We start from the raw sequence: 13794 nt of genomic DNA, 5'->3' as shown, positions 1-13794 counted from the left end.
AAACTTAGGCAGCTTTAACCAATATGCTCAAAATGAATGGTACAACCCATTAATAAATGCATAAGTTCAATTTGCGAGTTGCATTGGGTTTTTTCATAAATATTTTTAAAATAAGTGCGCACCGAACTGAGGGTAATCCCGCAATGTTCCGCAATTTCTTCTAACTTATAACCATTCAACAACAACTCACACAACTCAAACTCACGTTTAGATAATTGATAAGCTTGCTGCAAATAGGCTTTAGACAAGGCATAGTGCTGATGTTTATCGGTCAGAAATACCGCAATTTGATGTTGTCCTGCATTTTGATGCTGCATATTTTTTAATTTAGAACAAGGTACGATAGTCAGCATTAATTGTTGTCCTTTCGCATCTGACAAAGACAATACACCGCCTACATCTGCGTTTAATGCCGACTGTCCCAACAACGCTGAATGTAATAGTTGATCTAAACGACTTTGATCATAAGCATGGGTTTTTAATCGATTATACAAATCCAAATCTAAACATGAATCGTGTTCCAGCATGCTTTGAGCTAAAGGGTTTGAATAAGTCAAACTCAGCTGATGATCAAGCAAAATTACACCTGTTTTTAAATGATCGAGCACGCTATACAAACTTAAATTTTCTTGTTTAACCAAACTAAACTGACGATGGATTTGTAAAGCACGGCGTAAATGCACACCCAAATGCTTTAAAAAATCCAACTCTTTTTGTTGATACGGCGCTACATCTGGCGCACGGTGTAGCCCCAAAACCGCCCAGCGATGTGAACCCTGATCGAGCAAAACAGCCGAGATATAACTAATTCCCGTCGGATTCAAACAGCGCTCATAAAAGATATATTCATCACTTTCAGGGTTTTCCCCATAATGCGATAAATCCGAGCTCGCTACTTGCCCCACACCTAAATTTTCCCACAATACTCGGTGTAACTGCATGTCAATCACGCGAATCCGCTCATCACGATAGGCATGCAAAGCTTCATCTGGAATATTGTGACTAAATAAAAAATCGTAACTTGGACTAAATTGATCTAAGGCAGTAAAAATGGCGGTTTTACTGTCTGTATATTGAACAATTTTTTCAATTACTTGCGGCCATAAATTCACATCTACAGCGGCATCATAAATACTGCCTATAATTTCGTGTTCTCGGTTATCCATTTTTATCCCCTTTATGCCTACTCCAGCCTGCATTACATTTATTTAATCATTTGTTTTTATTATTGTTCTAAACAAGAATAATAAGTTTTATTCACAAAAAAAAGTAGTTTAGATACATATCACACATTTAATACGTAAATAAAAAATAGCTAGGTGATTTTGTCTTTTCATGTGTGCAATCTCTACATTACAAAAACTGCGCCATAAAAAAACCCCGTATCTGACGATACGAGGTTTTTGAAGTTTGGGTACGCTGAGGTTTACATCATACCGCCCATACCACCCATGCCACCCATATCTGGCATTGCTGGCTTGTCTTCTGGAATTTCAGTAATCATACATTCAGTTGTAAGCATTAAGCCCGCAACAGATGCAGCATGCTCAAGCGCAGAACGTGTTACTTTCGCAGGGTCGAGAATACCCATTTCTAACATATCGCCATACTCTGAAGTCGCAGCGTTATAACCGAAGTTACCTTCACCGTTTTTCACTGCATTGATTACAACTGATGGCTCATCACCAGAGTTTGCAACGATTTGACGAAGTGGCGCTTCAATTGCACGACGTAAAATGTTAATACCTACATTTTGGTCATCGTTAGCACCAGACACACCTTCAAGTGCTTTTGCAGCACGTACAAGTGCAACACCACCACCTGCTACAACACCTTCTTCAACTGCAGCACGAGTTGCATGAAGTGCATCGTCAACGCGATCTTTCTTCTCTTTCATTTCAACTTCAGTTGCAGCGCCGATTTTGATTACAGCAACACCGCCTGCCAATTTAGCAACGCGTTCTTGAAGTTTTTCTTTGTCGTATTCTGAAGTTGATTCTTCAATTTGAGCACGAATTTGAGTTACACGTTCAGCAATTTGCTCTGCAACACCTGCACCATCAACAATTACTGTGTTTTCTTTAGAAACAGTAACTTTATGCGCTGTACCTAAGTGCTCAAGTGTAGTTTGGTCTAAAGACATACCAACCTCTTCAGAAACTACAGTCGCGCCAGTTAAAATCGCGATGTCTTGAAGCATTGCTTTACGACGGTCACCAAAGCCAGGTGCTTTAACCGCACAAACTTTAATAATGCCGCGCATATTGTTCACTACAAGTGTAGCCAACGCTTCGCCTTCAACATCTTCAGCGATAATAAGAAGCGGTTTACCTGTTTTAGCAACAGCTTCAAGTACAGCAATTAATTCACGAATGTTGCTGATTTTTTTATCAACAAGAAGAATGTATGGGTTTTCAAGTTCAGCTGTTAGTGTATCTTGCTTGTTTGCAAAGTACGGGCTGATGTAACCACGGTCAAACTGCATACCCTCTACAACATCTAGAGAATCTTCAAAGCCTGAACCTTCTTCAACAGTAATTACACCTTCTTTACCAACTTTTTCCATTGCTTGAGCAATAAGTTTACCAACAGTGGTGTCAGAGTTCGCAGAAATAGAACCTACTTGTTCAATCGCTTTAGAGTCAGATGCAGGTTTTGCAGTCGCTTTAATTTCAGCAACTACAGCTTTAACCGCGATGTCGATACCGCGTTTAAGATCCATTGGGTTCATACCCGCAGTTACTGATTTAATCCCTTCATTAAGGATTGCTTGTGCAAGAACAGTTGCAGTTGTTGTACCGTCACCCGCGATGTCGTTGGTTTTTGAAGACACTTCACGAACTAGCTGAGCGCCCATGTTTTCAAACTTGTCTTTTAACGTGATTTCTTTAGCAACAGAAACACCATCTTTAGTGATGTGCGGTGCACCGAAAGAACGGTCGATGACAACGTTACGGCCTTTAGGACCTAAAGTCACTTTTACAGCATCTGCAAGTACATTTACACCCGCGATCATTTTTGAACGCGCTGAATCACCAAATTTTACGTCTTTAGCTGACATGTCTAACTCCGAATCTTTTTAAAATTTTTAACAATTTATGATGAATAAAAGGGTCTAAATGCGTGTACGAAACTTAAGCTTCAAGTACCGCTAAGATGTCAGACTCTTTCATAATAAGAAGCTCTTCGCCTGCTACTTTTACTTTTGTACCGGCATAAGTGCCAAACAATACGTTGTCACCAACTTTAACGTCTAATGCACGTACGCCATTGTCAGTTACTTTGCCATTGCCTACTGCAATGATTTCACCTTGAGCAGGTTGTTCAGCTGCTGAAGTACTTAAAATAAGACCACCAGCAGTTTTAGTTTCCTTTTCAACACGGCGAATCACAACGTTGTCATGCAAAGGACGAATATTGCTCATAGTTAACTCCAGACTAAGTCTATTTACTAGATAAAAGACGATGACATTTTGATTTCCGTAAGCCATCGACAAAAAATAATTTAGATGACACTTTTGTGGGGATGGAAAAAAACCCTTCAAGGGCAAAATTTAATTTTTTTCATTTTTTTGTATTTTTTTTCTTCAAAATTTAAATTTAAAGGATTAAAGCTCATCCAAAATATGAGTACTAAGATTTTCTTCGAATATTTTTAACTTTGAATTATAAAAATAATGCTGCACATTCATCTGCTCATCAATGACATTAAAACTGTTGGCAAGGTTCTCGTGTAGGCGATATGACGTTGCAGTTCCAGCATGAATATCCCAAACTGGATGCGCAGCACCTAAAGCATAAATCTGATTGAGGTCATAGCTGGCTGGAACATGTAAATGTCCATGCAATAAACCATTTAAACCGTGTTGACTCCACTGTTCGAGTGCCAAACGCCCTTGAACAGGACAATCTTTCACACCATGCGGGTCATTGGGCGGCGTATAAAAAGGTTGATGCGCTATGATTAATTTTACTTTATTGGGCGGCGCATGTTTAAGTAATTCATCGACATGATGTATTTGCTCCAGCGATACATGCCCTCGCGTATGGTAACGACGGCGAATACTATTGATCCCAATTAAATAAAAATGCTCGGTTTCCAGTACATTTTCCATGGCACCAAAAAAAAGTTGATAACGTGCAAAAGGACTAAAAACACGGTTCCATAAATGATATAGCGGAATATCATGATTCCCCGGCACAACGATATAAGGCAGCTTTAAGCTTTCTAAAAATTGCTTACATACATAAAACTGACGATAGCGCGCACGTTGGGTTAAGTCCCCACTCGCAACCACGGCCTCGATACGCTGTTCGTGACAAAATTGTTGAATAGCGCGCATACACTCTAGCTTTTCAGTGCCAAAATGCAGATCAGACAGATGCAGTATCATGTGGCACCCGTATCTTTAAGGCTTGTTTTTGCACTCGAATTTTAAGCGGCGGTTTCATTTCTACAATCTCACCATCCACAGCAACGGTCATTTTTTTTCGTTGGGTATGTATGGTGACTTCATCAGCGGCGAAACTATACACATCTGGTGCATTGTCGATATTGCCACGGATTAACTGCCATAAAATTTTAAATAACGTTTTCTTATCACTTTTTGCGACCACCACACCTGCAACTTTACCTGCCTCTGCATCCTTAGCAATTTGCAAGTTTAAATCGGCCAATTGCAATTGATTATTGCCAAAAAAGATCAAGGGCGTTTTGACTGGATAAATATGATGATCCACTTCGATTTCCAATTTCAGCTCTTTACGATCTCGAATCAGCACATCCAAACCTGAGGTATAAGCATGCAATGGGAAACGCCCAAACTTTTGATTATAAAATTCTCTTTTTTGTATAAATAAAGGATACAAGCCCAAACTGGCATTGTTTAAATAGATATGTTCATTGATTTGCGCCACGTGCACCTTTCGATTATTGCCTGTCGCAATCACCTGTGCCGCTTGAATTAAATCGAGAGGAATATTGAGTACCCGCGCCACATAATTAAATGTGCCCAAAGGTAAGACCCCCATAGGAATATCGGTATGCATCAACTGATGAGCAACAGCATTTAAGGTTCCATCACCACCTGCAGCAACCACAACACCCAAATTATCAGGGTCTTTATGGCGTGCAAATACCTTGCTCATTAAAGTATCAAAACTGGCTTCCTGCCCAAGCTCAAATGACTGTATTTCGAAATTATGATCGGATAATATCCGCACAAGTTCCTCGTAGACTTCATCTTTGTTTGCAGCATGAAATCCTGATTTTTTATTATAGATAATAGATAAAGGCTTGGCTTGTTTAATCACTTTTTATACATCTTGGCCGCTTAGTATTGTATTTTGTCGAATTTAACAGCAAATAATAGCGCCTTTATGTAAAAATCGAATTACCACCATTTATTTAATCAATAATAATTCTCAAATATCAATTACATGCAACTTTTTGTTTTTATTAAAAATAACTATATAAAATATTGTCCATCACGTTAATAAATAAAGTGAAAATTCACCACACAATATGTTAAGTTATTGTATTTTATCTATATTTAATATAGATAGCATTAACTACCAAAAAAAATCTACCACTTCTTTAGTCTTATTTTTTTTATGATTTTATGCTTTAATACAGCCACTTTTTTTCATCTTTTATCTGCATGATGTAATCCATGATGCAGATTATACTTTGTACGGTTAGTACATTTTTGAGATAGGCCTCACCATGACCCAAGTGAACGCACCAGAATTCGTTCGTCACCCTAAGCTAATTGCTTGGGTGGAAGAAATTGCCAAATTAACCAAACCAGCAAAAATCGAATGGTGTGACGGTAGCGCAGAAGAATATCAACGTTATATCGACTTGATGATCGCTAACGGCACTATGCAAGAACTTAACCAAGAAAAACATCCTGGTTCTTACCTTGCTAATTCTGATCCTTCTGACGTTGCTCGTGTTGAAGGTCGTACTTACATCTGTTCTGAAAAACAAGAAGATGCAGGCGCAACAAACAACTGGGAAGCTCCAGCTGAAATGCGTGCTCGTCTGAATGGTTTATTTGACGGTTCAATGAAAGGCCGTACTTTGTACGTAGTTCCTTTCTCTATGGGTCCTTTAGGTTCTCATATTGCTCACATCGGTATCGAACTTACTGATTCTCCTTACGTTGCTGTAAGCATGTCTAAAATGGCTCGTATGGGTAAAGCTGTTTATGACGTACTTGGTACTGACGGTGACTTCATTCCTTGCGTACACACTGTTGGTGCTCCGCTTGAAGAAGGTCAAAAAGACGTTGCTTGGCCTTGCAACCCTGAAAAATACATCGTTCATTACCCAGAAACTCGTGAAATCTGGTCTTACGGTTCTGGTTACGGCGGTAACGCATTGTTGGGTAAAAAATGCCTAGCTTTACGTATTGCATCTTCTATGGGTCGTCAACAAGGTTGGTTAGCTGAACACATGCTCATCCTTGGTGTGACTAATCCACAAGGCGAAAAACACTACATCGCAGCTGCATTCCCATCTGCTTGTGGTAAAACAAACTTTGCAATGTTGATTCCACCAGCTGGTTATGAAGGTTGGAAAATTGAAACTGTAGGTGACGATATTGCTTGGATCAAACCAGGTGAAGACGGTCGCTTATATGCAATCAACCCTGAAGCTGGTTTCTTCGGTGTAGCACCTGGTACAAATACCAAGACTAACCCGAACTGTATGGCAACTCTTCATAAAGACGTGATCTATACAAACGTTGCTGTAACTGACAACGGTGAAGTATGGTGGGAAGGTCTTTCTAAAGAAGTACCTGCTAATCTAACTAACTGGAAAGGTCAGCCACACGTTGCTGGTGAAAAAGCTGCGCATCCAAATGCTCGTTTCACTGTTTCAGCGGGTCAATGTCCTTCTATTGATGCTGACTGGGAAAATCCAGCAGGTGTTCCGATTTCTGCGTTCATCTTCGGTGGTCGTCGTGCAGACACAGTGCCTCTAATTTCAGAAGCATTTGACTGGGTTGACGGTGTTTACAAAGCTGCAACTATGGGCTCCGAAACAACTGCTGCTGCTGTTGGTCAACAAGGTATCGTTCGTCGTGACCCATTCGCAATGCTTCCATTTGCGGGTTACAACATGGCTGACTACTTCTCTCACTGGTTAGAACTTGGTGAACAAGTTGCTGCTAAAGCAGAAGCTGCTGGCAACAAACTTCCTGGTATCTACAACGTGAACTGGTTCCGTCGTGATGCTGAAGGCAACTTTGTATGGCCTGGTTTCGGTCAAAACATGCGTGTTCTTGAGTGGATCATTGACCGTTGTGAAGGTCGTGCAACTGCTGTTGAAACTCCAATTGGCCGCGTACCGACTTACGAACAATTGAACTGGACTGGTTCAGACTTCACTAAAGAACAATTTGATCTTGTAACTTCACAAGACAAAGAACAGTGGATCAAAGAACTTGAAAGCCACACTGAATTGTTCAACAAACTTGGTGATCGCTTACCTAAAGCACTTAAAGCACGTCAAGACGAGCTTTTAGAAGCTGTAAAAAAATCTGCTTAATCCGCCTTTAATTTCCCTCTTTTAAAAGAGGGATTAAGGAAGATTTAAAAGACCGCCTTGCGCGGTCTTTTTTTATATCAACTAAGCCACATCTTGAGCTTTTTGCTTTATTCGTATTGCCATTAAGTATTCATCCAAAACATCAACTTCAGCTGCACTGAATTGCAAATATAACTTTGTCCGTCTTTGCAAAATATCTTCAGAACTTCTCGCCCACTCCTGCTCAACTAAATAATCCACTTCTTGAGCATACAAACCATGTCCAAAGTTTTGACCCAATTCATCAATCGAAGTTAAATGATTCAGTAAAGCCCAAACACGTGTTCCATAAGCATGTGCCCAACGACTGGCCAGGCTACTCGAAACACCTCGCACTTTTTGTTGGATTTCAACCATCAACTGCTCTATGGATTCTAAATTTTCCGCTCCGGGCAATGTTGCATCAGCTGTCCACGGTTTGGATCGATGATGAAAAACCGTTTTAAGCTGATCTAATGCCGCTTCTGCAAGTTTTCGGTAAGTAGTGAGCTTGCCACCAAAGATTGAAAGTAATGCAGCCCCTTCTACATCCGTCAGTGCCAAGGTGTAATCTCGCGTGACTGCAGCTGGATTATCTGACTCATCATCACACAGCGGGCGCACACCTGAATAAGTTGAAATGATGTCCGTTTGCGTCAATTGAGTTTTAAAGTGATCATTTGACACATCAAGCAAGTAATCGATTTCTTCTTGGCTTATCTTTACTCGATTTGGGTCTGCGTGATATTCACGATCTGTCGTGCCGATCAGTGTAAATTGTTCTAAATAAGGGATCGCAAAGACAATGCGATGATCATCATTTTGCATAATAAAAGCTTTATCACCCTCAAAAAGTTTTGGAACAATGATATGACTACCTTGTATCAGCCGTATACCATAAGGTGACTCTTGCTTTAACCCCTGTTTTATAAAGTCAGCGACCCAAGGACCTGCCGCATTCACCAAGACTTTAGCCTGCACATTTTGCAATCCCTTGGCATTTTTTAGACATACCTGCCAAATTCCAGCTTTACTATATGCATTTAAACATTCTGTTCGAGTCAGAATCTGTGCACCATGTTCTCGTGCTTGTATTGCATTGAGTACAACTAAGCGTGCGTCATCTACTGCACAATCGGAATATTCGAACCCTCGGGTAAATTTGGATGCTAAAGGACTAGCTTCCACATCAAATTCAATTCCATTTGAACCTGCAAGCTGTTCACGTTTACCCAAATAATCATAAAAGAATAATCCAGTACGAATCAGCCAAGCCGGACGTAAGTGCGGTTCATGTGGCATGATAAAACGCATCGGTCGAATAATATGAGGGGCTTTTTTAAGGAGAACTTCGCGTTCTGCGAGTGCTTCACGTACCAAACGAAATTCTTTATGTTCTAAATAGCGCAGACCACCATGAATTAATTTGCTACTTGCAGATGAAGTATGGCTCGCGAGATCGTCTTTTTCACAGAGCAAAACACTTAAACCCCGCCCCGCAGCATCACAGGCAATACCAACACCATTAATTCCACCACCAATGACCACCATGTCATATATTGATTGTTGTTCTGTATTCATCGCTCCCTCCCACTCTATCTTTTTATTCAACAATGCTTCGTTTTCTTTGCTTTATTATTTTTCTCATTGATCATGATTTTTTGATCAAGATACCTATTTTGGTCACGATATCCTTACGCTGAGTTTTTGTATTCCTCATTAAATGAGAAGTTATATTTTAAATGTACGTTTAAAAGCCTGCTGGCTCAAGTATGAAATCAATCATTTTAAGGCCCAAACCATTATTCAAAGCAAAATTCATGACAAGTTGTTGATTTGTACACTTTTTAAACAAAACCTCTTTTTTAGTTTACATTTCATGCTTTTCGATACGCATAAGATATTTTCACATAATAAAAAAAGATGGATTTTAAAATGACGGAAGAAATTGTTACTCAATCAAATTTAGATACAAAGACCCGAGTGAAATCCATTCTCGGTGGTTCAGCCGGTAATCTTGTTGAATGGTACGATTGGTATGTCTATGCAGCATTCACCCTCTATTTCGCCCATGCTTTTTTCCCTCAAGGTAGCCAGACTGCACAGCTTCTCCAAGCTGCGGCCATCTTTGCAGTCGGTTTCCTCATGCGACCCATTGGTGCATGGATTATGGGGATCTATTCAGACAAAAAAGGTCGAAAGTCAGGTTTAACCCTCTCCGTCACACTCATGTGTATCGGCTCATTGATGATTGCCATTTCTCCAACGCATGACCAAATTGGTATTTTGGCGCCGATTATTCTTGTGGTTGCACGACTAATTCAAGGTTTAAGTGTCGGCGGTGAATATGGCGCTAGTGCGACCTACCTCAGTGAAATGGCTGACCGTGACCGTCGTGGTTTTTTTCAAGCTTTCAATATGTGACACTGATTGCAGGTCAGTTGACTGCACTGTGCGTACTACTTATTTTGCAATGGTTGCTGACAGAAGAACAATTGCATGATTGGGGCTGGCGTATTCCGTTCTTTATCGGTGCGTGTTTAGCGGTAGTGGTTTTCCGTATTCGACGTGGCCTACTAGAAACCCAGTCCTTCAAAAATGCACAAGAGCAAAAGGACCAGCCTGAATCAGGCTTATTTTCTCTATTTAAGCATTATCCGAAAGAAGCATTCACGGTGTTATTTTTAACAGCTGGGGGTACATTGGCTTTTTATACCTACACCACCTATTTGCAAAAATATCTGGTCAATACCTCTGGCTTTAGTAAACCTGAGGCCACGCAAATCACCACTTTAGCACTGTTTATTTTTATGTGCTTACAACCACTAGCAGGTGGTCTATCCGATAAAATTGGTCGTAAGCCTTTAATGATCGCTTTTGGGATCTTAGGGGTGCTGTTCACCTATGTTCTATTTAGTGCATTAGGACAAACTCAAGATTATTGGACTGCATTTTGGCTCTGTCTCGCAGGTCTAGTGATTGTCACGGGATACACCTCGATCAATGCGGTTGTAAAAGCAGAAATGTTCCCTGCGCATATTCGCGCATTGGGTGTTGCACTGCCTTATGCTCTTGCAAATACCATCTTTGGTGGTACGGCAGAATTCTTCGCGCTGAGTTTTAAAGAAGCTGGTCACGAGTCATGGTTCTTTATCTATGTGACCATCATGATTTTTATTTCGTTATTGGTCTACGTCTTTATGAAAGACACCAAACACCATTCCAAAATTCAGGAGCATTGATCAGGGTTATTTGAAGATGAGTTATTGATCAATCTGATCAAAAACAGCATGTTTTCCCCATCAAAGCCTCAGTCTATGAGGCTTTGTTTTTTTCATTTAGTCGTGAAAAATGTATCTGGTCAAAAATATCGCATTTTATAGACTAAAGTCGCATGATTTTCTGCGACAACAGGAGTATAAATTAAATAAATATAGTTCCATCTCCCATTTCGACAAAATATATTGATTTAAACTTTTCCCAAAGAGTTTAAATGGATATGTTTTGCATTCATTCCTTGGAGAATGATGTGTCAAACTCATCTGAGCCAGTTGTTCCTGAACAATTGGATAGAAAAACTCGTGTCAAATCTATCCTCGGCGGATCTGCCGGCAACCTCGTTGAATGGTACGACTGGTATGTCTACGCTGCCTTTACCCTTTACTTTGCACCGCAATTTTTCCCTGATGGTGACAATACTGTAAAACTCTTACAAGCGGCTGCAGTCTTTGCACTCGGTTTCTTAATGCGTCCAATCGGCGCATGGGTCATGGGTATTTATGCTGACCGTAAAGGTCGTAAAGCAGGTTTAACGCTGTCTGTATCGTTGATGTGTGTCGGCTCACTGATGATCGCATGTGCACCAACCTACGATTCTGTAGGGATGCTCGCACCCGCTATTCTACTTTTAGCGCGTTTACTCCAAGGCTTAAGTGTTGGTGGTGAATATGGTTCTAGTGCCACCTATTTGACTGAAATGGCAGGTAAAAACCATCGTGGTTTCTTCTCAAGTTTCCAATATGTCACACTGATTTCAGGTCAGCTATTGGCACTTTGCGTTTTAATTATCTTACAACGCAATTTCTCAGAACAAGCTTTAACTGAATGGGGCTGGCGTGTTCCGTTCTTCATCGGTGCATTACTCGCTATTGTGGTGTTCTGGATTCGTCGCGGTTTAGTTGAAACTCAATCCTCTAAAGAAGCTCAAGAACAAGCTAAAAATGGTGGTCCAAAATCAGGGGCTTTAGCGTTATTTACCAAATATCCTAAACAAGCCTTCACTGTGATCATGTTAACTGCCGGTGGTACTTTAGCGTTCAACACCTTTACCACTTATTTGCAAAAATATTTGGTCAACACGTCTGGCTTTGAGAAAACCACAGCAACTGAAATTACCACGGCTGCGATTTTCATCTTTATGCTTTTACAACCTGCTGTCGGTGCGCTTTCAGACAAAATTGGTCGTAAGCCAATCATGATCGCCTTTGGTGTGCTTGGTGTACTCTTCACCATTCCAATTTTCAACGGTATCGGTTCTACGACTAGCCCAACCACAGCATTTATGCTTTGCATGAGTGGTATGGTGATTGTCACTGGTTATACTGCGATTAATGCCGTAGTAAAAGCAGAGTTGTTCCCTGCACACATCCGTGCCCTAGGTGTTGCATTGCCTTATGCCATTGCAAATACACTCTTTGGTGGTACCGCAGAACTTGTAGCTTTGAGCTTCAAAAATGCAGGCCATGAAAACTACTTCTTCTACTACATTACATTCATGATTGGTTTATCTTTAATTACCTATGTCTTCATGAAAGATACTAAAAAACATAGCATGATCACTGACGATTAATTCGCTCAGCCCTGCTATTCCACTTAAGCTCATCAAAGCCTATTTTGATGAGCTTTTTTTATCTCCATTTCCATCTACTCATCGTTTCGGCTGCATCAAAGATTTAATCAAACTTCTTTGGCTTTCTTTGTTTTCGCCATCGAGTCGACAGACGGACTATGGCATACTGAACATACAAATACACACGGCGAATGAATGATGAAAAATATTTACAAAGTTTTAAGTTTGAGTATTGTTGCAATGTCGATGGCTGCTTGCCAAAGCACTCCACGTGCTTTTAATGGTCAAACGGGTTTTCAAATAGAGTCCAAATCTGCAGATAGCGCAACACTTGCATATACTTTAGCGGGTCGCCAAAACCAACAACTGGATGCCAATAAATTACAACGTGCTTGCCAAAAAGTATTAAATACGCAAAAGACCTATAAATTACAAATCTTAAGCGTGAACGAAATTGCAAATCCTGCTTTGGAAAATACCCAGTACGGCCGTCAAATTGGTAATACACGTGCGAACTTCGGTCTGTCAAATACCCCAGACCTTCGTAACTCTGAAAACTTAGGCGCGCGTAATGCACTCGATGCTCGCCCTGCAACCTTACGTGTGGTTCGCTATACCTGTTCTTAATCAAATTTGCTGTTCAAAAGACAAAAAAAAGACGCTTTGAGCGTCTTTTTTTATGGGTTCAATATTTATAGGGTTTTATAAAAACTCACATTTCGAAACTCAGGTGATTCATCCAAATCAGGCCATGTTGTTGCGCTACGTTCATCGAGTTTTTCATATTTAGGATGACTAAAGTTTTTCACACGACTGTCTGCCACCCACACTTCTGGAGCAAACTTTAAAAATTCATCCAAAAAGAAACGGTTGCATTGGTCATACAGCACATCGGCAGCCAATAAAATATCGACTTGTTCGGCTTTATACAGATCGTCCAAATATTCAAGTTCGACATTATTCAACTCTGCATTGGCACGGCAGGCATCTAGGCTCACTTGGTCGATGTCACAGCAGATCACGCGTTTCGCCCCTGCCATTTTTGCTGCAATCGCCACCACGCCTGAACCTGCACCAAAGTCCAATACCACTTTATCTTTGACATGATGCGGCTCAGCCAATAGCCACTGCGCCATAGCAAGCCCTGAAGCCCAGCAGAAAATCCAATACGGCGTATCATTCCATATACGACGAATGACTTCATCATCCAATTTATCGGTTGGAAATACCGGTGGAATCAACCATAGAGAAATAGGTGTTTCAGGCAACTGTTGAGCATGCAATTCACAATGCGGAATGACTTCATGCAGTGCTTTCAGTAAATGTTCAGGGGCTTTGGGAAATTGGAAAGTACAGCTCATATTAAGCC

10 protein-coding genes and 1 pseudogene are annotated in these 13794 nt (G+C 40.6%); 4 read left to right on the top strand and 7 right to left on the bottom strand.

Features of this window, described 5'->3' with window-relative positions; all coding sequences use genetic code 11:
• Window positions 1-14: 14 nt before the first annotated feature.
• The 5 genes from FTU37_RS02410 to FTU37_RS02390 all read right to left on the bottom strand — a co-directional run bounded on the left by FTU37_RS02410 (window position 15) and on the right by FTU37_RS02390 (window position 5313).
• On the bottom strand, window positions 15-1166 hold the full coding sequence (locus tag FTU37_RS02410; protein WP_004972128.1) for a helix-turn-helix transcriptional regulator: 1152 nt from the start codon (window positions 1164-1166) through the stop codon (window positions 15-17).
• 260 nt (window positions 1167-1426) lie between these two features.
• The gene (gene groL / locus FTU37_RS02405; protein ID WP_078192965.1) at window positions 1427-3061 is read right to left on the bottom strand and encodes a chaperonin GroEL; all 1635 of its coding nucleotides are present in this window, start codon (window positions 3059-3061) and stop codon (window positions 1427-1429) included.
• Between the two features lie 73 nt (window positions 3062-3134).
• Window positions 3135-3425: a co-chaperone GroES gene (gene groES / locus FTU37_RS02400; RefSeq protein WP_180123722.1), complete on the bottom strand. Its 291-nt coding sequence runs from the start codon at window positions 3423-3425 to the stop codon at window positions 3135-3137.
• Window positions 3426-3608: 183 nt separating this feature from the next.
• On the bottom strand, window positions 3609-4394 hold the full coding sequence (locus FTU37_RS02395; RefSeq protein ID WP_180007484.1) for a metallophosphoesterase: 786 nt from the start codon (window positions 4392-4394) through the stop codon (window positions 3609-3611).
• Window positions 4375-5313 (bottom strand): diacylglycerol kinase family protein, encoded by a 939-nt coding sequence (locus tag FTU37_RS02390; RefSeq protein WP_180123721.1) that lies wholly within the window; start codon window positions 5311-5313, stop codon window positions 4375-4377. The genes FTU37_RS02395 and FTU37_RS02390 overlap by 20 nt, the downstream gene beginning before the upstream one ends.
• Window positions 5314-5725: 412 nt before the next feature.
• Between FTU37_RS02390 and FTU37_RS02385 the strand changes: the two genes are divergently transcribed.
• Entirely contained in the window at window positions 5726-7558 is a 1833-nt protein-coding gene (locus tag FTU37_RS02385) for a phosphoenolpyruvate carboxykinase (GTP) (RefSeq protein WP_180011862.1), read from the top strand.
• An 81-nt stretch (window positions 7559-7639) separates the two neighbouring features.
• Here FTU37_RS02385 and glpD read toward each other — a convergent pair whose 3' ends face one another.
• Window positions 7640-9157 carry a glycerol-3-phosphate dehydrogenase gene (glpD, locus tag FTU37_RS02380; RefSeq protein WP_180123720.1) on the bottom strand — a complete coding sequence of 506 codons (1518 nt, stop codon included), beginning with the start codon at window positions 9155-9157 and terminating at the stop codon, window positions 7640-7642.
• A 342-nt stretch (window positions 9158-9499) separates the two neighbouring features.
• Here glpD and FTU37_RS02375 point away from each other — a divergent pair.
• From FTU37_RS02375 to FTU37_RS02365, 3 genes and pseudogenes are all read left to right on the top strand, one after another.
• Window positions 9500-10818: pseudogene (locus tag FTU37_RS02375) on the top strand (MFS transporter).
• Window positions 10819-11105: 287 nt separating this feature from the next.
• The gene (locus FTU37_RS02370; RefSeq protein ID WP_078190125.1) at window positions 11106-12425 is read left to right on the top strand and encodes an MFS transporter; all 1320 of its coding nucleotides are present in this window, start codon (window positions 11106-11108) and stop codon (window positions 12423-12425) included.
• Between the two features lie 198 nt (window positions 12426-12623).
• Complete coding sequence (locus FTU37_RS02365; RefSeq protein ID WP_180123734.1) at window positions 12624-13052, top strand: hypothetical protein; 429 nt, start codon at window positions 12624-12626, stop codon at window positions 13050-13052.
• A 65-nt stretch (window positions 13053-13117) separates the two neighbouring features.
• On the opposite strand, the gene FTU37_RS02360 is transcribed toward FTU37_RS02365, so the two are convergent.
• A complete protein-coding gene (locus tag FTU37_RS02360) occupies window positions 13118-13786 on the bottom strand; it encodes a methyltransferase (protein ID WP_078189884.1) in 669 nt (222 codons plus the stop codon).
• Window positions 13787-13794 lie beyond the last annotated feature (8 nt).

Source organism: Acinetobacter sp. YH12097 (genome assembly GCF_013419225.1).
Taxonomy (GTDB): domain Bacteria; phylum Pseudomonadota; class Gammaproteobacteria; order Pseudomonadales; family Moraxellaceae; genus Acinetobacter; species Acinetobacter amyesii.
The sequence above is the reverse complement of the archived record's forward strand: the minus strand, read 5'-3'. Positions and strand labels throughout refer to the sequence as shown.

Coding starts and splice junctions, on each gene's coding strand:
- FTU37_RS02410 (WP_004972128.1), bottom strand. CDS start 1,166: ATGGATAACCGAGAACACGAAATTATAGGCAGTATTTATGATGCCGCT.
- groL (WP_078192965.1), bottom strand. CDS start 3,061: ATGTCAGCTAAAGACGTAAAATTTGGTGATTCAGCGCGTTCAAAAATG.
- groES (WP_180123722.1), bottom strand. CDS start 3,425: ATGAGCAATATTCGTCCTTTGCATGACAACGTTGTGATTCGCCGTGTT.
- FTU37_RS02395 (WP_180007484.1), bottom strand. CDS start 4,394: ATGATACTGCATCTGTCTGATCTGCATTTTGGCACTGAAAAGCTAGAG.
- FTU37_RS02385 (WP_180011862.1), top strand. CDS start 5,726: ATGACCCAAGTGAACGCACCAGAATTCGTTCGTCACCCTAAGCTAATT.
- glpD (WP_180123720.1), bottom strand. CDS start 9,157: ATGAATACAGAACAACAATCAATATATGACATGGTGGTCATTGGTGGT.
- FTU37_RS02365 (WP_180123734.1), top strand. CDS start 12,624: ATGAAAAATATTTACAAAGTTTTAAGTTTGAGTATTGTTGCAATGTCG.
- FTU37_RS02360 (WP_078189884.1), bottom strand. CDS start 13,786: ATGAGCTGTACTTTCCAATTTCCCAAAGCCCCTGAACATTTACTGAAA.